This is a genomic window from Marinobacter alexandrii, from assembly GCF_005871205.1.
GTDB classification, from domain to species: Bacteria; Pseudomonadota; Gammaproteobacteria; order Pseudomonadales; family Oleiphilaceae; genus Marinobacter; species Marinobacter alexandrii.
The window spans coordinates 118,244-139,405 of the sequence record NZ_SWKM01000012.1; the positions used below are offsets into that span (position 1 = coordinate 118,244).

20 protein-coding genes are annotated in these 21,162 nt (G+C 60.5%); 11 read left to right on the top strand and 9 right to left on the bottom strand.

Going from position 1 to position 21,162, the window contains the following annotated elements:
- The first annotated feature begins 42 nt into the window (after positions 1–42).
- From FCS96_RS07530 to gbdR, 7 genes are all read left to right on the top strand, one after another.
- Positions 43–615 (top strand): L-threonylcarbamoyladenylate synthase, encoded by a 573-nt coding sequence (locus FCS96_RS07530; RefSeq protein WP_138439749.1) that lies wholly within the window; start codon positions 43–45, stop codon positions 613–615.
- Between the two features lie 8 nt (positions 616–623).
- Positions 624–1,553, top strand: coding sequence for an oxygen-dependent coproporphyrinogen oxidase (hemF, locus tag FCS96_RS07535; RefSeq protein WP_138439750.1), 930 nt, complete (start codon positions 624–626; stop codon positions 1,551–1,553).
- Positions 1,543–2,370 carry a shikimate dehydrogenase gene (gene aroE / locus FCS96_RS07540; RefSeq protein ID WP_138439751.1) on the top strand — a complete coding sequence of 276 codons (828 nt, stop codon included), beginning with the start codon at positions 1,543–1,545 and terminating at the stop codon, positions 2,368–2,370. The genes hemF and aroE overlap by 11 nt, the downstream gene beginning before the upstream one ends.
- A 54-nt stretch (positions 2,371–2,424) precedes the next feature.
- The gene (locus FCS96_RS07545) at positions 2,425–3,198 is read left to right on the top strand and encodes a motility protein A (protein ID WP_138439752.1); all 774 of its coding nucleotides are present in this window, start codon (positions 2,425–2,427) and stop codon (positions 3,196–3,198) included.
- A 4-nt stretch (positions 3,199–3,202) separates the two neighbouring features.
- Positions 3,203–4,048 (top strand): flagellar motor protein MotB, encoded by an 846-nt coding sequence (locus FCS96_RS07550; protein ID WP_138439753.1) that lies wholly within the window; start codon positions 3,203–3,205, stop codon positions 4,046–4,048.
- Positions 4,049–4,157: 109 nt separating this feature from the next.
- Positions 4,158–6,728: a GcvT family protein gene (locus FCS96_RS07555; protein ID WP_138439754.1), complete on the top strand. Its 2,571-nt coding sequence runs from the start codon at positions 4,158–4,160 to the stop codon at positions 6,726–6,728.
- A gap of 84 nt (positions 6,729–6,812) precedes the next feature.
- Positions 6,813–7,928: a choline metabolism transcriptional regulator GbdR gene (gene gbdR / locus FCS96_RS07560; RefSeq protein ID WP_228264049.1), complete on the top strand. Its 1,116-nt coding sequence runs from the start codon at positions 6,813–6,815 to the stop codon at positions 7,926–7,928.
- Here gbdR and FCS96_RS07565 read toward each other — a convergent pair.
- The 3 genes from FCS96_RS07565 to FCS96_RS07575 are packed head-to-tail and all read right to left on the bottom strand — an operon-like array spanning position 7,920 to position 11,878.
- On the bottom strand, positions 7,920–9,656 hold the full coding sequence (locus FCS96_RS07565; protein WP_138439756.1) for a formate--tetrahydrofolate ligase: 1,737 nt from the start codon (positions 9,654–9,656) through the stop codon (positions 7,920–7,922). The genes gbdR and FCS96_RS07565 overlap by 9 nt on opposite strands.
- A gap of 4 nt (positions 9,657–9,660) precedes the next feature.
- Positions 9,661–10,545 (bottom strand): methylenetetrahydrofolate reductase, encoded by an 885-nt coding sequence (locus FCS96_RS07570; RefSeq protein WP_228264050.1) that lies wholly within the window; start codon positions 10,543–10,545, stop codon positions 9,661–9,663.
- Entirely contained in the window at positions 10,517–11,878 is a 1,362-nt protein-coding gene (locus FCS96_RS07575) for a glycine cleavage T C-terminal barrel domain-containing protein (RefSeq protein WP_138439758.1), read from the bottom strand. The genes FCS96_RS07570 and FCS96_RS07575 overlap by 29 nt, the downstream gene beginning before the upstream one ends.
- Positions 11,879–12,119: 241 nt before the next feature.
- Between FCS96_RS07575 and FCS96_RS07580 the strand changes: the two genes are divergently transcribed.
- Entirely contained in the window at positions 12,120–12,437 is a 318-nt protein-coding gene (locus tag FCS96_RS07580) for a PA4642 family protein (RefSeq protein ID WP_138439759.1), read from the top strand.
- A gap of 33 nt (positions 12,438–12,470) precedes the next feature.
- Here FCS96_RS07580 and FCS96_RS07585 read toward each other — a convergent pair whose 3' ends face one another.
- Together FCS96_RS07585 and FCS96_RS07590 are read right to left on the bottom strand one after the other, a co-directional pair.
- Complete coding sequence (locus tag FCS96_RS07585; protein WP_138439760.1) at positions 12,471–12,923, bottom strand: Hsp20/alpha crystallin family protein; 453 nt, start codon at positions 12,921–12,923, stop codon at positions 12,471–12,473.
- Between the two features lie 176 nt (positions 12,924–13,099).
- A complete protein-coding gene (locus FCS96_RS07590) occupies positions 13,100–13,642 on the bottom strand; it encodes a gamma carbonic anhydrase family protein (protein WP_138439761.1) in 543 nt (180 codons plus the stop codon).
- 206 nt (positions 13,643–13,848) lie between these two features.
- On the opposite strand from FCS96_RS07590, the gene prlC reads away from it, so the two are divergent.
- Together prlC and FCS96_RS07600 are read left to right on the top strand one after the other, a co-directional pair.
- A complete protein-coding gene (prlC, locus tag FCS96_RS07595) occupies positions 13,849–15,894 on the top strand; it encodes an oligopeptidase A (protein WP_138439762.1) in 2,046 nt (681 codons plus the stop codon).
- A 57-nt stretch (positions 15,895–15,951) separates the two neighbouring features.
- Positions 15,952–16,206: a YheV family putative zinc ribbon protein gene (locus tag FCS96_RS07600; RefSeq protein ID WP_138439763.1), complete on the top strand. Its 255-nt coding sequence runs from the start codon at positions 15,952–15,954 to the stop codon at positions 16,204–16,206.
- 367 nt (positions 16,207–16,573) lie between these two features.
- Here the strand turns inward: FCS96_RS07600 and FCS96_RS07605 are convergent, their stop codons facing one another.
- Both FCS96_RS07605 and FCS96_RS07610 read right to left on the bottom strand, forming a co-directional pair.
- Positions 16,574–17,896 (bottom strand): Na+/H+ antiporter family protein, encoded by a 1,323-nt coding sequence (locus tag FCS96_RS07605; RefSeq protein ID WP_138439764.1) that lies wholly within the window; start codon positions 17,894–17,896, stop codon positions 16,574–16,576.
- A gap of 114 nt (positions 17,897–18,010) precedes the next feature.
- A complete protein-coding gene (locus FCS96_RS07610) occupies positions 18,011–18,241 on the bottom strand; it encodes a DUF1653 domain-containing protein (protein ID WP_138439765.1) in 231 nt (76 codons plus the stop codon).
- A 162-nt stretch (positions 18,242–18,403) separates the two neighbouring features.
- On the opposite strand from FCS96_RS07610, the gene FCS96_RS07615 reads away from it, so the two are divergent.
- The gene (locus tag FCS96_RS07615; RefSeq protein ID WP_138439766.1) at positions 18,404–20,203 is read left to right on the top strand and encodes a sensor domain-containing diguanylate cyclase; all 1,800 of its coding nucleotides are present in this window, start codon (positions 18,404–18,406) and stop codon (positions 20,201–20,203) included.
- A gap of 5 nt (positions 20,204–20,208) precedes the next feature.
- Here FCS96_RS07615 and FCS96_RS07620 read toward each other — a convergent pair whose 3' ends face one another.
- Entirely contained in the window at positions 20,209–20,595 is a 387-nt protein-coding gene (locus FCS96_RS07620) for a DoxX family protein (RefSeq protein ID WP_138439767.1), read from the bottom strand.
- A 62-nt stretch (positions 20,596–20,657) separates the two neighbouring features.
- Positions 20,658–21,161: a group I truncated hemoglobin gene (locus tag FCS96_RS07625; protein ID WP_138439768.1), complete on the bottom strand. Its 504-nt coding sequence runs from the start codon at positions 21,159–21,161 to the stop codon at positions 20,658–20,660.
- Position 21,162: the final 1 nt, after the last annotated feature.

Sequence of the window (21,162 nt, forward strand, 5' to 3'; positions counted from 1 at the left end):
CAGTGTCAGAATCACTTTCGATTTCAGCTGACGAAGATCAACATGACGGCACCCAATCCCCTCAGTGACTGGCAGTTACAGTGCGCCTATCGGACCCTTGCTGGCGGTGGTGTCATCGCTTATCCCACCGAAGCGGTCTGGGGCCTGGGTTGTGATCCCTGGGACGAGGACGCGGTTGAACGCATCCTGGAACTGAAACAGCGGCCCATGGACAAGGGCATGATCCTGGTCGCCGCGTCGGTACAGCAAGTCCGGTTCCTGCTTGATCCTTTGTCCCCAGAGATGCAGCGCGAAGCCGAGCAGCACTGGCCCGGGCCGGTTACCTGTCTGCTGCCGGATGTGCACGAGCAGGTGCCCGAGTGGGTGCGCGGCCGCCATAGCACCATCGCGGTGCGGGTCAGCGATCATCCGGTGGTGCGCGCCCTGTGCGAAAAGGCGGGCCGGCCCCTGGTCTCGACCTCCTGCAACCCCGCCGGCCGCCAGCCGGCCAGGTATTCCTGGCAGGTTCGCCGCTACTTTGGCGACCAACTGGACCGGATTGTACCCGGGGCCCTGGGTGGCAATCGCCAGCCCAGCCGGATTATTGATATCGTCAGTGGTCAGCAGCTTCGCTAGGAGAATCCATGTCACAAAGTCCGGACATCAACGCCGTCAAACACTACCTGCTGGGCCTGCAGGAGCGTATCTGCAGCCGTCTGGAGGCGTTCGAGGACGAGGCTACCTTTGTTCGTGACGCCTGGGACCGGCCCGAGGGTGGCGGCGGTGTCAGCCGGGTCATCACCGATGGCAAGGTTTTCGAAAAGGGCGGGGTGAACTTCTCCCACGTAATGGGGGAAACCATGCCGGCGTCTGCCACCGCCCATCGTCCGCACTTGGCCGGAGCGCCCTGGCAGGCCATGGGCGTGTCCCTGGTGATGCACCCGAACAACCCCTACGTGCCGACGTCCCACGCCAATGTGCGGTTTTTCATGGCCACGCCTCCCAACGCCGAACCGGTGTACTGGTTTGGCGGTGGTTACGACCTCACCCCCTATTACGGCTTCGAGGACGACTGCGTGCACTGGCACCAGACCGCGCGAGCAGCCTGCCAGCCGTTCGGCGATGGCCTCTACCACCACTTCAAGCACTGGTGTGACGACTATTTTTACCTCAAGCACCGGGACGAACCGCGGGGCATTGGTGGCCTGTTCTTTGATGACCACAACACCGGTGATTTCGCCCAGGACTTCGGGCTCATGCAGTCGGTGGGCAACAGCTACATCGACGCCTACGAACCCATTGTCCGCCGCCGCATGGCGCTGCCTTACACCGAGCGTGAGCGGGATTTCCAGCTCTATCGCCGGGGCCGCTACGTCGAGTTCAACCTGGTGTATGACCGAGGCACCCTGTTTGGCCTGCAGTCCGGGGGCCGCACCGAGTCCATCCTGATGTCGCTGCCGCCGCTGGTCCGCTGGGACTATGGCCGAGAGCCTGAACCGGGCTCCGAGGAAGCAAGGCTGACCGAATATTTCCTGACCGGACGCAACTGGCTGGAGACTAACCATGAACAATGATCTGTACGCAGTTGTCGGCCACCCCATCAGCCACAGCAAATCGCCCCGCATTCATAGTCTGTTTGCGCTCCAGACCGGCCAGGCCGTTGAATACACCGCGATCCAGGCACCACTGGAGGATTTTGCCGACACGGTCCGGGAATTCTTCGAGCGCGGTGGCAAGGGTCTGAATGTGACGGTGCCGTTCAAGGAACAGGCCTGGCAGCTGGCCGAGGTCCGCACTGAGCGGGCCGAAAAGGCCGGCGCCGTTAATACCCTGTACCGGGATGATCAGGGCCGTCTGACCGCCGACAACACCGATGGTTGCGGTCTGGTTCGGGATCTGACCCGCAATCACGGTATTCGCCTGAATGGGGCCCGCGTTTTGGTGCTGGGTGCCGGCGGTGCGGTCCGGGGCGTGCTGGGTCCGATTCTGCAGCAGCAGCCGGCCTCAGTGACCATCGCCAACCGAACCGTGGCCAAGGCCGAGGCCCTGGCGCAATTGTTCGCACCGGTCGCCCCAGGGGTCGAGATAAACGCGGTCGGATTCGAGCGGCCGGATCAGCCCTATGACCTGATCATCAATGGCACCAGCGCCAGCCTTCAGGGTGACCTGCCGCCGTTGTCGCCAACTGTGATCGGTAGCGAAACGGTGATCTACGACATGATGTACTCTTTGCAGACCACCACGTTTAACCAGTGGGCCCTGGACAATGGGGCTGGGCGGGTGTTCGATGGCCTGGGCATGCTGGTGGAGCAGGCGGCGGAATCGTTTCGGGTCTGGCGCGGCGTGCAGCCGGAAACCGCACCGGTTATCGAAGAGTTACGAAACGACTGAGCCTGTGGTCGGGTTTTGGGCTAGGCTCAAGGTCATCTTCCTAAAGGGGTTTCAATGGACATACTTACCCTCGTCGGGCTGGTTGCCGGTGTACTGATCGTGGCCATGGCCATGCTGGCCAACGCCTCACTGCTGACGTTCCTGAACTTGCCGGGCCTGGCGATCGTCCTTGGCGGCACCTTCGCGGTCACCCTGATCAAGTTCCGTATGCCCTCGGTGATGAGCGCGTTCCGGCTCGCGTTCAGCGCCGCCTTTACCGATCGGGTGGCGCGGCCGGCGGAGCTGGTGCGGGAGGTCGGCGCCCTGGCCCTGGTGGTTCGCAAGGAAGGTATACTTGGTCTGGAAAACCACGAGACCGACGATGGCTTTTTGCGCAAGGCGATCAACCTGTGCGTTGATGGCCACCCGCCGGAGCTGGTTGAAGAGGCCCTGGCCCAGGAGGCCCAGCAGATATCCGAGCGTTACGAAGTGGCGGAACGGGTGTTCCGGGGCATTGGCGAATCAGCCCCGGCGATTGGCATGCTCGGCACCCTGATCGGCTTGGTGCAGATGCTCAATACCCTCGACGATCCTTCTGCTATTGGCCCGGCCATGGCCATTGCCCTGCTGACCACCCTCTACGGCGCCTTCATTGCCCAGCTGATCGCGCTGCCCCTGGCGGACAAGCTCCAACTCAAGGCGGAAGACGAAACCCGCAATCAGATGCTGATCATCACCTCCACCAAAAACATCATGCGCGGGGAGAACCCGCGGGTCATGACCGAACTGCTGTCCTCGTTTGTGCACCCCGATCATCGCATGGCTCTGGCGCCGGAGCGGGAGGCCTGAAGCATTGGAAGTTGTCCAGCAGAAGAACCGCAGCCGCCTGAAGAGCCGCACCCCGGCCTGGATCGTTACCTTCGCCGATCTGGCGACGCTGCTGCTGACCTTCTTTATCCTGCTACTGTCATTTGCCGAGATGGATGTGGACAAGTACCGGGCCATGGCCAATTCCATGGCCGTGGCTCTGGGCTCCAGCAACGTGGTGGGCCAGGACGTGGGGGGCTCGCCGATCACCCCGGTCGAATCGAACTCCGTATCCCAGCCTGAGCCCAGTGACAGTCAGCCGGCGGAGCCGGAGTTTATTGACGAACGTGCCGTGGCTGAGACCGACACCAAGATTCCGGGCGGGGTTATCGACCTGGCCAGTCGACTGGTCAGTGAACTGGAGTCAGAGGTGGCGTCCAATGCCCTAAGCATTAATTACGACAAGCAACAGGTGGTTATCCGGTTTTCCGAAGAGGCGACCTTCCGTTCGGGGGCGGCAGATATCAAGCCAGAGATGATCCCAATCATAGAGCGGGTGGTGGGGGTATTGGCCAACTGCCAGGGCAATGTCTTTGTTTCCGGCTTCACCGATGACCGTCCAATATCCAGCGACCGGTTTCGTTCCAACTGGGATTTGTCCGCTGCGCGGGCAGTGTCGGTGGTGCACGAACTGGTGCTCAATCGCCAAGTGCCGGCGGACCGCGTGGTGGCCGCCGGGCGGGCGGAGACCAACCCGCTGGCGCCAAATAACTCGCCAGAAAACCGGGCACTGAACCGCCGGGTCGAAATTGCTATTCGTGACCCAGAGTGCGCCGATCTGAAAGCGAACGAAAAACCCTCTGTGGAGATTGTGCCGTTTTTGGACGGCTGAATGTCGTATTGGATTCACCTCCGAGAGCCAATCAGGGCCACATTGAATCAGAGTGCGGTGGCCATGGCCTGAACGCACCGGCCGCGATTGAGTAAAGGAGGGGGCAGCGATGGCACAGCTACCGAAACGCGCGAAAGTCGTTATTATCGGCCAGGGTGGGATTGTCGGCTCGTCGGTCGCTCATCATTTGATTGAGCAAGGCTGGGACGATCTCGTAGGCCTGGAAAAATCGGCCATTCCCACGGACATCGGCTCCACGTCGCACGCGTCGGATTTCTGCTTTACTACCTCTCACGACAAACTGAACATTTACACCACCAAATACAGCCAGGCCTTCTACCAACAACGCGGCAATTACGTGAAGTGTGGCGGCATGGAGGTGGCCCGGGTGGACGACGACGAGCGCATGGACGAGCTACGTCGCAAAGTCGGGTCGGGCAAGGCGTTCGGTACCAACGTCAGCATGATTTCACCAACACAGGCCAAGGAGCTGTTTCCACTGCTGGATGAAAGTCAGATTCAGGGCGCCATGTGGGATCCGGATGCCGGCCTGGTCGTTCCGCGCTCCCAGACAGTGGCCGGGGATCTGGTCGAGGAGGCGGTGGCAACCGGCAAACTGAAGGTGTTCCCGTATACGCCGGCCACCCGCATTGATGTACGGGACGGTCAGGTGCGTGGGGTTGAGACCGACAAAGGCTATATCGAGACTGAGTATGTGGTCCTGGCCATGGGCATCTGGGGGCCACTCATGGCCAACACGGCGAATGCAGCACTGCCGCTGATGCCGCTGGAGCACCCGTTACTGTTCTTTGGCCCCTATGAGGCATTGGCGGGCACCGGCAAACAGATTGTATATCCGCTGTTCCGCGACCAGGGTAACTCAGCGTACGTACGTGACACCGGCGATCCCACCACGACCGAGGGCGGCCGGATCGAATGGGGTTATTACGAGGCCGACAATCCGAGACTGGTCTACCCTGGCGCGATCGCCGAACCCGGTGACGCCCGGATGTCCCCCTCCATGCGCGAGCTGTCGCTGGATCAGGTCATGAGCGCCTACGAAAAAGCCATCGAAATGACACCGATTCTGGGCGAGCTGGGGTGGGAAGAGAAACACTCGTTTAATGGACTGCTGTCGGTGACCCCCGATGGTGGCTCGCTCATAGGCGAGTCCCCGGAAGTGCGTAACCTGTGGTTCTGTGAGGCGGTCTGGGTCAAGGATGGCCCCGGCGCTGGCAAGGTGCTGGCGGACTGGATGACCCACGGCAGTCCGGAAATGGATCCGCACAGCGTCGATATTGCCCGTCATTACCCGCTCCAGAAAACCCCGGCCTACGTTTATGGCCGCTGTTACGAAACCGCGAAGAAAATATACACGCCGGCGGTGCACCCACGCGAACCCTACGAGACCGGTCGCAGGATGCGCACGAGCCCGTTCTACCCGAGAGAGGTGGAACTCGGTGGCTACTTCATGGAAGCGGCGGGCTGGGAGAGGGCCCACGGATATGCCGCCAATGAAGCCAGACTGTTGCCGAAGTTCCGCGACCGTATCCCTGTGCGGGAGAATGAGTGGGATGCCCGCCATTTCTGGGAGGTGTCGAACGCCGAACAGTTAGAGATGAGTGAATCGGTGGGTATGATCAACTTGTCCCATTTCGCCATTTTCGATGTCTCCGGTGTGGACGCCGAAGCGTTGCTCGAATTCCTGTCGGTGGCCAAAGTCGGTGGTAGCACGCCCAACGGCAAAGGTGTGTATACCCACTTTCTGGATGCCCGAGGTGGCGTCCGCTCTGACCTGACTATTATCCGGCGAGGCGATAACGATTACCGGGTGGTCTGCGGGGGTGACACCGGTCACCGGGATTATTGCTGGATCACGCGTATGGCCCGGGCCCACGGATTCAACAATGTTCGCTTAGATGATCGCACCGACAGCCTGGCCACTCTGGGTCTTTGGGGGCCCAAGGCTCGGGCAACCCTGGCCGCACTGGTCAGTAACCCGGACGAGTTGTCCCATGACAATTTTCCTTTCGCTACCGCCCGGGAACTTGAGCTGCAGGGAGTGCCGGTATGGGCGTTCCGGATTTCCTACGTCGGCGAACAGGGATGGGAGCTTTATTTTCCGTTCAGTTACGGCCTGAAGGTCTGGGACTTGTTGTACGACGCGGGTGTGGTCCCGGTTGGCATCGAAACCTACGCCAATACCCGTCGGCTTGAGAAGAGTCTGCGCCTGCAGAACGTCGATCTGGAGGTGGAGTACAATCTTTACGAAGCCGGACTGGCCCGGCCCAAGGTCAAGGACGCGGATTTTTTTGGCAAGAGCGCCTACCTGCAACAGCGGGAACTACCCCGACAGGCCGCTTATCTGTGCACCATGACCATGACCGAGCATCGAGATGCCGCGGGCGTATCGCGTTACCCGGTGGGGCAGTGGCCGATCCTGGACCCCCAAACCGGTGAGGTACTGGTGGACAGCCACGGGCGACGCTCTTATAACACCAGCATTGTCTGGGGACCGTCGGTGGGAAAGAACATCCTGCTGGGTTATCTGCCCCAGGAGTACGCCCAGGAGGGTCGGGAACTGATTCTGGAGTATTTCCAGGAGCATTATCCGATACGAGTGGAATCTGTTGGCTATCGGGCACTGTTCGATCCGGATAATGAGCGGGTGAAGTCCTGACCCGCGAACGCGACTACAATGGAACCGTGGCGACGTTGTCCGATCAAACAGAGTCAACTAGTGTTAGGGTCAGGAGGATGTATTGTGTCCAACGATCCAGGTTTATCTGCACCCAGGTCTGCTCCGACACCCTATCGGGTCGGCTTTCTGCTGATCGATAACTTCACGCTGATTGCCCTCGCGACGGCCCTGGAACCGCTACGCATGGCGAACCAGCTGGCCGGCACGGAACTCTACACCTGGAAGCTGCTGTCGATTGACGGCGGAGTGGTACGTGCCAGTGACGGCCTGACGGTGATGCCCGATGAGGGCACGCGGGGCGATAACCGGTTCGATCTGGTTATTGTCGTGGCCGGTATAGACGTTTTTCACAGCTTTTCATCCGGAGAAGTGGCCTGGCTGAAACGGCAGGCGCGCCTGCAGGTCCGGCTGGGCGCCGTGTGCACCGGGGCCTATGTCCTGGCCAGCGCCGGGCTGCTCAACGGGTATTCCTGTAGCGCCCACTGGGAATGCCTGGAAGCGATACAGGAACGGTTCCCACGGGTACAGACCAACAACCGTCTGTTCACCCTGCAACAGGACCGTATGACCTGCACCGGGGGCACAGTCCCCATGCACATGATGCTGAGTTTTCTGGCCCGCCGTCATGGTCGCGAATTGAGCACCGCGGTATCGCATATGTTTGTCTGTGATCGGGTTCGTGAGGAGTCTGACTCCCAGCCGGTGCCGATGCTGCCCAGACTGGCCAGTTCGCAACCCAGGCTTGCGGAGGTCGCGCAACTGATGGAGGCCAACATCGAGGAGCCGATCGAGCTCGATGAATTGGCCGCTCTGGCCGGATTTTCCCGCCGCCAGCTTGAAAGATTGTTCCTGAAACACCTCGGGTGCACACCTTCTCGGTACTATCTGCGGGTCCGTCTCAACCGTGCCCGACGGTTGCTGAAACAGACGTCCTGCTCAATCGTCGAGATTGCTTCCATGTGTGGCTTCGTTTCGGCCACGCATTTCAGCCGCTGTTACCGCAAAACCATGGGCCGGGCACCGAGACAGGAGCGTGTGGATATCTGTGCTCCGGCCATGGCCGGTCAAGCGCTGACCGACACCGGACCTCAGCTGCCATCGGCCTCGCGCGAGGCACTCAGACGCGCCAGTACCGAGTCAACCTACGGTACCTGCGAACAACACGTCGGCTCAGGTTAATCCGACGACCTGGCCATCCTCGTCCAGCCGGATATCCAGGGCGGCGGGCCGCCGTGGCAGTCCCGGCATGGTCATGATGTCGCCACAGACCGCCACCACAAACCCGGCACCGGCCGCCAGCCGCACTTCCCTGACCGGCAGCGTATGGCCGGACGGCGCTCCCAGTAACCCGGCATCCACGGAGAAACTGAACTGGGTCTTGGCAATGCAGACCGGCAGATACCCGAAGCCGAGGGCCTCGTACTCCCGCAGCTGTCGACTGGCCTGTGCCGAGAACTCGACCTGGCCGGCGTGATAGATTCGGGTGGCGATGGTTTCAATCTTCTCCGCCAGCGGCAGGCTGTCGTCGTACAGAAAACGCACAGCGGGCACCTCGTCTCTAAGCTGATCGAGCACGGCTTGAGCGAGCTCTGTGGCGCCATCGCTGCCGGCGGCCCAGTGATCCGCCGGCACAGCGCGCACGCCCAGGTCCCGGCAGATGGCCTGTATCAGCGTGATTTCCTCCGCGGTGTCCCCGGGGAAGCGATTGATGCAGACGACCGGAGTAAGTCCGAACTGCTGCAGGTTCATGATGTGGCGTTCCAGATTCGCGGAGCCAGCGCGAAGCGCGTCCAGGTCGGGCTCTGACAGCCGGCTACGGGCCACCCCGCCCTGGAGTTTCAGGGCCCGGACGGTGCACACCAGAACGGCGGCATCGGGCTGCAGGCCCGAGTGCCGGCACTTGATGTCGATGAACTTTTCCGCCCCCAGATCCGCCCCGAAGCCTGCTTCGGTCACGACGACGTCGTTCAGGGCCAGTGCGGCCCGGGTCGCGTTGACCGAGTTGCAGCCGTGGGCGATGTTGGCGAACGGCCCACCATGGATGAACACGGGGTTGTGTTCGAGGCTCTGCACGAGGTTAGGCTGCAGGGCGTCTTTCAGAATGACCGACAGGGCCCCTTCCATACCGAGGTCATGGACGGTGACCGGGGAGTGGTCGGATCGCTGGCCAATAATCATGTTGCCCAGTCGCCGGCGCAGATCCAGGTGGCCCTCTGCCAGACAGAGAATGGCCATGATTTCGGACGACACAGTAATGTCGAAACCAGTTTCACGGGGCACTCCATGGGCCTTGCCGCCCAGTCCGCAGACCAGGTTCCGCAGCGAACGGTCGGTCAGATCCAGCACACGGCGCCAGTTGATCAGGCGCGGGTCCAGTCCGGCTTCGTTACCCCAGTGGATGTGATTGTCGATCAGCGAGGCCAGCAGGTTATGGGCGGTGGTGATGGCGTGGAAGTCGCCGTTGAAGTGCAGGTTGATATCTTCCATCGGGATGACCTGAGCCCAGCCCCCGCCAGCGGCACCGCCCTTCATGCCAAAGCAGGGCCCGAGGGAGGGTTCCCGCAGGCAGACCGACGAACTCACACCCAGACGATTGAGACCGTCGTTCAGGCCCACGCTTGTGGTGGTCTTGCCTTCGCCTGCTGGCGTCGGTGTCATCGCGGTGACGAGCACCAGCTTGCCACGGGATGCGGTATCGGTGGTGTCCACATAGGCCATATCCAGCTTGGCCTTGTAGTGGCCAAAGGGCACCAGGCTTTCGGCCGGCAATCCGAATCGCTGCTGAGCCAGGAGCAGGATCGACTGAGGCTGCACCGAACGCGCGATCTCGATGTCCGTCGCTGGCGCCATTGGAAGGCTCTCCAGCACCGGCGTGTTGGCGGTCTGCTCACTGTATTGAGAGCCCATTGGCCTATCTCCTATGGTCCTCCAGGGACCGGCCGTGATCTTGAATCCATTGCGCCGACTGGTGCAAACCGCCGAATGGGAATAGGTGTATGCCCTTCAGAAGCGTTTCCGGGTTTTCCTGACAATACTGCACCAGGGATCGCACCATGGCATCGGGGCGCCAGGCCCGGAGTAGTCGGGCGCTGCCGGGCTGGCGCAACAGTGCGACGGTCGAGGCGCCGATGCCACATTGGCTGGCGTAAGCCAGCAGGGTACGGACCCGGGTTGGGCCGGCCAGGCCAATGTAAACCGGCACCTCTTGCAGGAGGGTGCCCAGCTTTTGCAGCCAGTCGATGATGACCTGGGCATCGAAGGTAAACTGGGTGACCACCCACAGGTGTGTTCCACTCGTGCGGGCATATTCCTGTTTGAGTTCGAGGGCGCGGGTCAACGAGCTGCGGTCGACCCTGGGATGGCCGTCCGGATGGGCGGCGAACCCGATACCCTGAAAACCGAACCGGGTCAGGATGCCGGATTCGAGCACCGCCAGGGTATCCGGAAAAGGACCGGCAACCGAATCGCGGTCGCCGGCGATCAGCAGTAAGCGGTCAACCTGGCTTTCGTGCAGCTGAGCCAACCAGTCGTCCAGTTGTCCTCGGCTCTCTACCATCCGGGCCGGCAGGTGAGGCACCGGCTGCATACCCAGTTCCGACAGCCGGCGGCAGGCCGCAAGACTGTCACTGAACTGCCCCCTCGGGAGGAAGGGCACATACACCGGGGTGCCTGCCGGTAACAGCTCTGGCAGATGCTCAGCCGTCAGGATCTGGCGCGGCGTCGCTTCAATCGACGCCGAGCGCACCAGCGCCTGCAGACACCGGCTGTCAGTCGGCAAAATCGATGCCCTTGGCACGGGCGCGCTCCCTGGCATTCGGGTTAACAGACGGGCGGAAGGGCACTTCCACTACTTCGGCCTCGACCTCTGTAGAGCCATCTGCGCCGGCATACTCGACGGGCAGGTGCACCAGGAGACGTGTGCCGAGTGCGCGCTGGTCGAATGGCACATAGGCCAGCGCAATGTTGGTTTCCAGTTCCGGCGAATACCAGGGCGAGGTCACATATCCTTCGGCCGCGCCGCCGTCCGGTCTGCTGATTAGCCAGAAATCGTTGGCATAATCGGTGACCTGGCCGCCGCCGAACCGGATTCCCACCATGGTGTGAGTGAATGGTGGACGCCCTGCCTCCAATTGCCCGCGCACTTCCTCCAGCCTCCGTTTGCCAATGTAGTCTGCGTCTTTGTTGCGCGGCACCTGGTAGGCCAGATTGCACTGGAATGGCAGTGTCTCGGCGTCCACGTCCTGGCCCCAGGACAGAATGCCAGCGGCAATTCGTCGATGGTGAGCCGGGGCGATTACCCGGAGGTTGTGGGGCACACCCGCCGCAAGCACGGTGTACCAGAGATCCTCGGCGTGTTTGGTGGCGTCCTTGAGGTAGATTTCATAGCCCTTCTCGCCGGTAAATCCGGTCTGGGATACGATCACATCATGTCCCGCCACCTGGCCCTCCATCAGGCCGTAGAAGGGAAGCTCGCGGACGCTCTCACCAAACAGGTCGACCATTAGGGCTTCGGATTTCGGCCCCTGAATCTGCACGGGAGCCACATCGATCTCGGCAATGCTGACGTTGAAGCCCATGCCGATATTGACACCGCGCAGCCACAGCTCCAGGTCACTGTCGGACAGTGAAAACCAGAACTCGTCCTCTGCTACCCGCAACAGCACCGGATCGTTGAGAATGCCGCCGTCCTCGTTGCAGAGGATGACGTATTTGCCCCGCATGGGTTTGATTTTGGTGGCGTCGCGGGTGATCACGTAATTCACGAAACGTTCGGCATCCGGACCTTTGACCTGGATCTGACGTTCCACGGCGACATTCCACAGGGTCACGTCGTTGACCAGGGAGTCGTACTCGACCATGGCGCCGCCATGCTCGGGCCGGACGTATCCCCGTGGGTGGTACATCCGGTTGTAGACGGTGGCGCGCCAGCAACCGGCCTCGTAGGCAAGGTGCCAGTACGGCGACTTGCGTACCCGGGTGGAAATGAGCATTTCCACCGGCGTTGGCCCGGACTGGCGCAGGTTAATCGGAACCTTGCGGTCGGTCTGGTCGACGGTGTCGGGTTGCCGTGCAGCTCCGGCGCGCTGTTGTGGGTGGTCCTGCAGTGCTTGCTCGATATTGACAGCCATGGCTAACTCCCCTTGGGCGGGTTGCTGATAGCTTCAATGTGACTGCGTTTGATGCGGGCGGGTGGGACCATTACGACATGGAAGCGACCAAAAGCGTCAAGCTCTTATAGCCTGGGCGAACACTCTCATGCTGAATTTATATAACTGACTTGGTTTCAGATCCTTATACTGTTTCGCCCGAGACTGGCTCGCCATAGCAATGAAGCCAGTCGCTAACGAATCCGGCAATGAGAGAGCGATTATGAGCGGACCCGACAAGCCTAAAGTCATCGGTGAGGAATGGAGCGATGAGCGTGTAAAGAGCTTTCTCGCCCTTGATCCCTATGACAGCAGCAAGAATGCCGATTTCAATGCCCTGTTCAAAGCCTATCAGGCCATGCGTGCCGGGGACTTCGAGCGATTTATCGGCTTCTTCGTGGCGGCAGGCCGGGATCTGAACGCGGTGAACGAGCAGGGTGAGACTATTCTCGACCTGATTTCCGAGCATCGCCGCAGTGTTGATTACGCCCAGGCCCTGGAACAGGCTGGTGCTAAACGGTCGGCGACGGCCGGGAACTGAGTTCCCGGCGTCACCACTTGAGCCCGGTTGAGCTTATTGGACATCCACCTCGATGGCCTTGGGCTCTCTAGGCTCAGACTTTTGCAGCGTTAGCGTCAACAGGCCGTCCTTGAAGTTGGCTTTCACGCTGTTTTCATCGACATTTTCCGGCAAGGTGAATCGGCGCATGAAGCTGCCGTAGAAGCGTTCGATACGATGCTGCTTCTTGTCCTTGGTTTCCTCTTCGTGCTTGCGTTCACCTTCGATGGTCAGCACACCGTCGTGTACGGTCACCTTGACGTCGTCCTTTGCCATGCCCGGGAGCTCGGCATCGATGGTGAAGGCTTCGGCGGTCTCCTTGATGTCCACAGCCGGTGCCCAGTCGCTCCGACTGAACAGATCCTTGCCTTCACGTTCGCCGCCCCAATTCGGGCCGAACATACGGTTGTAACGGTTCATCAGGTCGTCGAATTCTCGGACCGGATTCCAGCGGGTAAGGTTGCTCATGGCGATACCTCCTCATTCACGATTACGAATCTGCATACTGCGTCTCAGCTTCGCTCGCGGAACTGCCCAACACCGGTGGCGCCAGCCGGATGGTTATCCGTGAACTCCTGCTATTAGCGAATGTAGGATCACCCAAACCGTTTTCAAGGACCTTGTTGTCCATTTTTTGACCTGGGTCAGACTTCTTGCTCCGCCCGGTAATCATCTTTCAGCCGAACGTAATTCCCGGCGGTGTAGGTGAAGAAACCCCGCTCCTTGTCGGTCAGCGCCCGCGCCTTTTTCGCTGGTGACCCGACGTACAGGTGACCGGATTCCAGGGTCTTGCCGGGTGGCACCAGGCACCCGGCCGCCACGATAACCTCGTCTTCCACCACGGCGCCGTCCATAATGATGCAGCCCATGCCCACCAGTACCCGGTTACCTACGGTGCAGCCGTGCAGCAGGGCTTTGTGGCCGATGGTGACGTCGTCACCGATGGTCAGCGGGTAGCCACCGGGGTTGTAGTCGCTGGCGTGGGTGATGTGGAGCACCGAGCCGTCCTGGACGCTGCAGCGGTCGCCGATGCGGATCTGGTGCATGTCACCACGCACCACGGTCATTGGCCAGATCGAACAATCGTCGCCGGTCTGGACATCGCCAATCACCACGGCGCTGGGATCTATCCAGCTGCGTTCACCAAATTGTGGTGCTTTGCCCTTGTGAGAACGTACATTCGTCATTACATATATCCTTACTGGAATTACCCGGTGGATCGGGGTGCCTGTGGGAAGATCTTTTCAAAACTGTGCGGAGCCATGGATGGCGGAGCTCAAGCGTCACATGGACGTGCTTGAGCGGGTTTTGAAAAGATCTTCCCACAGGTGCCTTGCCCCGAGGCAAGATTTTAAGAAACTACCTTACCCACGAATAGCTGAGAAGGGGACCTATGAATAACCCGTTACTGACTCAAGATCTTCTGCCGAAGTTCGACCATGTCCGTATCGAGCACATGGAAACGGCCATTGATCAGATTCTCAGTGAGAACCGGATGAAAATCGCCACCCTGGCGCAGCAGGACGATCCGACCTGGGAAACCCTGGCGCAGCCGATGCAGGCTCTGGACGACCACCTGAGTAATGCCTGGTCGGTGATTTCGCACCTGAACGGGGTGAAGAACTCGGATGACCTGCGCAAGGTCTACAAGAACTGCCTGGAAAAAATCACTGAGTACAGCACCGAGGTGAGCCAGAACGCTGCCCTGTGCGAGGCTTACAAGAAACTGGCCGCACGCGATGATTTCAGGGACCTGAGTGAAGCCCAGCGCAAGTCGGTGGGAAACACCCTGCGCGATTTCCATCTCGGTGGTGTGGACCTGCCGGAAGAACAGAAACAGCAGTACGCCGCTCTGTCCCGGGAGCTGGCGGAGCTGTCCAACCGCTTCAGCGACAACGTGCTGGACGCGACCCAGAACTGGCACAAACACATCACCGATGCCAGTGAGCTGGCCGGCGTGCCGGAGAGTGCCATCGACGGCGCCAAGCAGGCGGCCCGGCAGAAAGAGCTGGACGGTTATGTCATCACCCTGGATTTCCCCAGCTTCTTCCCGGTCATGACCTACTGCGACAACCGCGACCTGCGTCGGGAAGTCTACGAGGCGTTTGTCACCCGCGCATCGGATCAGGGCCCGGACGCCGGCACCTGGGACAACACGCCGCTGATGGCGGAAATCCTTAAGCGTCGTCACTCCCTGTCCAAGCTGCTGGGCTTCAATAACTACGCCGAGCGGTCGCTGGCCACCAAGATGGCCCGCAACACCGATGAAGTGCTGGATTTCCTGAACCAGCTGGCGGACAAGTCCAAGCCGGTAGCCGAGCAGGAGTACGCCGAACTCAAGGCCTTCGCCCGTGACGAGTACGGCGTCGACGATCTGCAGGCCTGGGATGTTGGCTACTACAGCGAGAAACTGCGCCAGCAGCGCTACGACATCTCGCCGGAAACCCTGCGGCCCTGGTTCCCGGTCGATAAGGTGGTGCCGGGGCTGTTCCGGGTGGCGGAGAAACTGTTCGACGTGCAGATTGAAGCCAAACCAGAGGTAGAGACCTGGCACGAAGACGCTACCGCCTACTGCATCAGTCGTAACGGTGAGCCGCTGGCCTGGTTCTACTTCGACCTGTTTGCCCGTCAGGGCAAGCGTGGCGGTGCCTGGATGGCGGATTGCCGGGTGCGCTGGCGCAATCTGCGTGGCCAGTTGCAGTTGCCGGTAGCCTTCCTGACCTGTAATTTCACGCCGCCGGTGGACGGCAAGCCGTCGCTGCTGACCCACGATGAGGTCACCACCCTGTTCCACGAATTTGGCCACGGGCTGCACCACATGCTGACCCAGGTCGACGTGCTGGATGTCTCTGGCATCAATGGTGTGGCCTGGGATGCGGTCGAGCTGCCGAGCCAGTTCCTGGAGAACTGGTGCTGGAATCCGGAGTCGCTGGCGCTGATTGCCTCGCACCACGAAACCGGTGAACCGCTGCCAGAGGATCTGCTGCAGAAGTTGCTGGCGGCGAAGAACTTCCAGTCCGGTATGGGCATGGTTCGGCAGTTGGAGTTCTCCCTGTTCGATTTCCGCCTGCACGCGGAATTCAGCGAGGAGGCACCCACTAACCCGCTGGACATGCACCGTAAGGTGCGGGAAGAAATTGCGGTGATCGAGGCCCCGGAATTCAACCGCTTCCCGAACGCGTTTTCGCATATCTTCGCGGGCGGTTACGCAGCTGGCTATTACAGCTACAAGTGGGCCGAAGTGCTGGCGGCGGATGCCTTCTCACTGTTTGAGGAAAAAGGCATCTTTGACGCCGAGACCGGTACCTCCTTCCTCCATAATATCCTGGAGAAAGGCGGTTCCCAGGAGCCGATGGAGCTGTTCAAGGCCTTCCGTGGTCGGGAACCCCAGGTGGATGCCCTGTTGAAACAATCCGGCATCACGGACGAAGCCGCCTGAGCCAATGTGTTCCGGCAGTCGTAAAGACTGTCGGTTACCTATTTCCGGAGTTTAGTTATGGCGAGTCCAAAACGCTTCATCGCCGGCGCTGTCTGCCCCCGCTGCGCGGAGATGGACAAGATCATGATGTACACCACCGATGACGACGACCAGGTGCGCGAGTGCGTGGCCTGCGGCTTTACCGACGCGGTGTCGGATGCCGAGCCGCCGTCCACCAATCCTGAGTTGGAGACGCGGGTGAATAAGCGTAAGAATGAGGATGACCACACGGTGAAGCAGGTGGTTTTCTTTAAGTCTGGGGATGATGACTGAGGTCTAGTTCTCGAAGACTGGTTGGTTTGGGGGCTGCGAGGAAGCAGGGGGATGTTTTTCCCTTGGAAATGGAACTCGCTGCGCTCAGACATCCATTTCTGGCGGTAAAAAATCCCCCTACCCCCTCACGTCAGACTTTCAAGATATCTCTGGTTTAAAGACTTTTCAGCGCCAGATACCCACCTAGCTTAGCTTCAATCATCAAAGACATATTTGTGTAGTCCGACCACGAGGGTGTGGGGGTACTTTTCTGCCGGGAAAAAGATGTCTGAGCGAAGCGAGTTGTTTTTCCCAGAAGAAAAGTACCCCCGCGACCTCGCAGCCCGCCAATTCAGCAGGCTACGTTTTTAGCACCATTTGCCCAAGGTCAGAGAACCATAGCCGCCAACCAGCCAAAGCCCAGCAGCGGCAGGTTGTAGTGCAGGAACGTGGGCACCACGGTGTCCCAGATGTGGTTGTGCTGGCCGTCGACGTTTAGGCCAGCCGTAGGGCCGAGGGTGGAATCGGAGGCCGGGGAGCCGGCATCACCCAGGGCGCCGGCGGTGCCGACCAGGGCGACGATGGCCAGGGGGCTGAAGCCCAGTTGCAGGGCCAGCGGCACGTACAGGGCGGCGATGATGGGAATGGTCGAGAAGGACGAGCCAATACCCATGGTGATCAGCAGGCCGACTACCAGCATCAGCAGGGCCGCCAGGGCCTTGTTCTCGCCAATGGTGGCGACGGAGCTGTCCACCAGGGTGGCGATTTCACCGGTCTCGCGCATGACTTCGGCAAAGCCGGAGGCGGCGATCATGATGAAGCCGATCATCGCCAGCATCTTCATGCCCTCGGTGAACAGGTCATCGGCTTCTTTCCAGCGCACTACCCCGGACAGGTTGAACAGCACGAAACCGGCCAGGGCGCCGAGGATCATCGAGCCGAGCCAGAGCTGTACCACGAATGCGGTGACAATGGCGACCAGTGCCATCACCAGGGTTCGCGGGCTGTAGCTGGCGTCGACACGCTCGGCTTTTGCCAGTACGTCCATATCGTAGTTACGGCCTCCGCGGTAGCTGAAGAAGACCGCTATCAACAGGCCGCAGAGCATGCCCAGCGCCGGCAGTGCCATGGCCTTCATCACGTTCAGATCAGAGGCGTCGACGCCGTTGGCATTGATTTTGGCAACCAGGATTTCGTTCAGGTAGATGCCACCAAAGCCGATGGGCAGGAACATGTACGGGGTGATCAGGCCGAAGGTCAGTACGCAGGCAATCAGGCGGCGGTCCATGTTCAGTTTGGCCATCACGTACAGCAGCGGCGGAACCACCAGCGGAATGAAGGCAATGTGGATCGGCAGGATGTTCTGGGACGAGATGGCAATCGCCAGCAGTAGGCCAATGATCAGGAACCGCATGCCGGTGACGGCTGAACCATCTTCATGCCTGCCAACCAGAGCCAGGGCGCGATCAGCCAGGGCGTGGGCCAGGCCGGACTTGCCAATGGCAACGGCAAAGGCACCGAGGGTGGCATAGGACAGGGCTACGGTGGCGCCGCCGCCGAGGCCACTGTTGAAGGCTTCAATGGTGGCTTCCAGCGACATGCCGGCAATCAGACCGCCGGAAATGGCACCAATGATCAGGGCAACAACAACGTGGATGCGGCTCAAACTCAGGACGAGCATGATCGCAACCGCGGCAACAACGGCATTCATGGCAGACTCCGAATAGGAATAACAGGTTTGTCCGGTCCGTTCAGGGGACCGGGTTCACGAAAAGCGGGCTAATGTGCAGGAAATGACGGCTACAGTCAAAGCGGGGTGGCGCCCTCAGTCGTCACCGATGCGGGAAAACCGGGGCACCTGCTCACCGGCCAGTTCCACGGTTTCCCGAAACATGGACAGGGGGCGGACCCAGAGGCTGTGATCGCCGTACAGGCAGCGATAAACCACCAGCCATTCTTCGGTTTCACTGTGCCGTGCCAGGTCGATGACCTGGTAGTCCTTACCCTTGTAGTGGCGGTAGCGACCGGGTTGGATCGGGTGTCGGGGATCGGTCATGTGCGGCCTCTTTGAAAACAAACCGGATTGGAACGGCGGACACGGGACGGTATCGCCCCGAGGGTCTAGACTAACAACACATCCTGAGCGGACGCGCTAAAACTTGTTTAGGGCCCACGCAGTGTAGTTTAAGGCATTGGGCCCGAAAACCGGAACCTGTCTATGAAGCACACCGCTAATCCCGTCGCCCTGTTTTGGTTGGCACTGGTCGCGCTGTTGAGCGTGAACCAGGCCAATGCTGACGCTGCGGTCATTCGCTGGTTCCAGGATGCCGGCCAGCTATCGAATATCGATGAGGTCCTGGCCCGGGAGCCCGATCGATGGCAATCGATTGGTGCTGGTCGCGGGCTGAACCTCGGATTCAGTGACAGCACCTACTGGATTCAGGTGGTGGTGGCCCCGGAATCGGAGAATCAGGTGCTGGAGATCAGCTACCCGCTGCTGGATGAGGTGGACCTGTTCTGGGTGCTCAACGGCCGAGTCATCCGTAGCTACGAAACCGGCGATGCCCGGCCTTTTTCCAATCGTCCGGTGGACCATCGTAATTTCGTCTTTCCGGTACCTTCCAACACCGAACCGATTACCGCCTACGTGCGGGTGAAAACCCAAGGCGCGGTTCAGGTGCCGGTGGAGGTCGAAACCGCAGCTGAGTTCCTGGCCGGTGAACAACTGTCCTATGGCTGGCAGACCATGTTCCTGGGCATTATCGTGGCGCTGGCGCTGTACAACCTGTTTCTGTTCGCCATTATCCGGCAGCCCACCTATTTATGGTACGTGCTGACCGTGGTGCTGTCCGGACTGGTTCACCTGCATTTCAAAGGCATTCTGTTCCAGTGGTTGTGGCCGGAATTGCCGGGGCTGAACCGATACGTCACCATTCCGCTCACCGGCCTGACCATGATCGCGGCGCTGGTGTTCAGTCTCCAGTTTCTGGCGGTGTCCCGCTACAGCAAGGCCAGCTACCGGTTCCTCCAGGTCTTGATGGTGGGTGCCGGGATCGGCATTGTGATCGGCGCCTTTGGCGCTTACCAGACAGCCATCACCCTGGTTGCGGTACTGGCGGCTATCGCCACCCCGGCCGCCTGGTTTATTGGCATTTACGTCTGGTCTCGAGGCCAGAGATTGGCGGGCATCTATGTGCTGGCTTGGGCACCATTGTTGCTGGGCCACCTGATTCTGGCCGTCAGCAAGCTGGGCTACCTGCCGACGACTTTCCTGACTGAATTCGGGCCCCAGATTGGCGTCGCCGTCGAGGTCATCCTGCTGTCGTTTGCCCTGGCCTACCGGATCAATCTCGAACGCCAGCGCCGGCTCCGGGCCCAGGAACGGGCTTTGGGTATTCAGCGTCAGGCCAACCAGACGCTGGAGGAGCGGGTTCGGGAGCGCACCGAGGAACTGGAGCGGGCCAATCGCCGGCTGGAAGCGATCAGCCTGACCGATGGCCTGACCCAGGTCGCCAACCGGCGCCAGTTCGATGGGCGTCTGAAGGAGGAGTGGTGCCGGGTTGGTCGCCAAGGGTTGCCCATCAGTCTGTTGCTGCTGGACATCGATTACTTCAAGTCAGTAAACGACCGCTATGGTCACCTGGTGGGGGATGACTGCCTGATTACCGTTGCCGCCATATGCGCCAACGAAATCCAGCGTTCCGGAGACCTGCTTGCGCGCTATGGTGGTGAGGAGTTTGCGGTGCTGTTACCGGCCACCCCGGCAGAGGGTGCCGAGCGCGTGGCGGAGCGGCTTCGGCAGGCGGTGGAGAACGCCACGGTGTACCCGGGCGCCCAGGAGACGGCGGTCAGTCTCAGCGTCAGTATTGGCGTTGCCACCGTTGTGCCCACCCAGGATGAGTCCTCGGGTGAGTTGATCCGCCGTGCCGATGCCGCGCTCTATGGCGCCAAGGGCGCCGGACGGAATCGGGTGATGACCTACCGCGGACTTCGTACGGTGTCCGCGGGCGATCAATAGCAGCCTCAGTTTTTCAGTTTGTAGCGGCCCGGGCCAAGGAAAATGACCGCGACCGCGGTGAACAGAAAGAAACCTTGCAGTTCCAGTGCCCAGCCGCCGTTGCTGCCCAGTGTCAGCAACTGATGACCATGCACCAGGGCTATGGCAACCAGCATGTTGAAGATGATCAGCAGCGCGCCAATACGGGTGTGATAACCCAGGATTACCATCAGCGGTGCCAGTAACTCCCCGATGAACACGCCGTAGGCCAGGATCGCGGGTAAGCCATGGCTAACCAGCTCGCCTTCAATGAAGCCGATACCATTAAGCAGTTTGGCGACGCCGTGGAACAGCATGAGCCCGCCCAGAGTCAGGCGAATGATCAGTTTTCCCAGATCGACATTTTCCAGCAAGGTCAGGGTCTCCCAGTGTCAGTGTGTGAAGGGGCGCAAGCATACCCGGTTGTGGGGGCGGCTTACAGATTACGAATGTCGGGGTGCATCGGAATTAGTCGTTTCAACAGGCGGTTCTGGGCGCCGGTGCCGACCTCGTTCTGCTCCATGGCCAGGATCAGGTTCTCCGCCAGGGCATTGAACTGGGTCTCGGTGATTGCCATGTCGGCGTGGACTTTCCGCATGGACCGACCGCTGTAGGTACAGGGGCCGCCGCTAAGCTGGCACAGCTGATCGGTCAGGTGACTATGGAATTGGGCCACGTTCACGCCCTTGAACTGGTGGTTGATGCGCTCGTCGTCCACGATCAGGTAGAGCAGGTCCTCGACAATCTGTGCCAGTCCAGCCCGCCCGCCCAACTGCTGATACAGCGTCGGTTCGGCGCTGGTGCCGGTACTGGTGTCAGTGTCGATCGCCGGTGCGGGGGTGGTGTTCATGCCCTGGCAGCCGGCCAGGGCAAATCCGGCGATCAGCATCAGGGCACGGCGGAATAGAGGGGTGAACAACGGTGTAGTGTATTGGCGCATG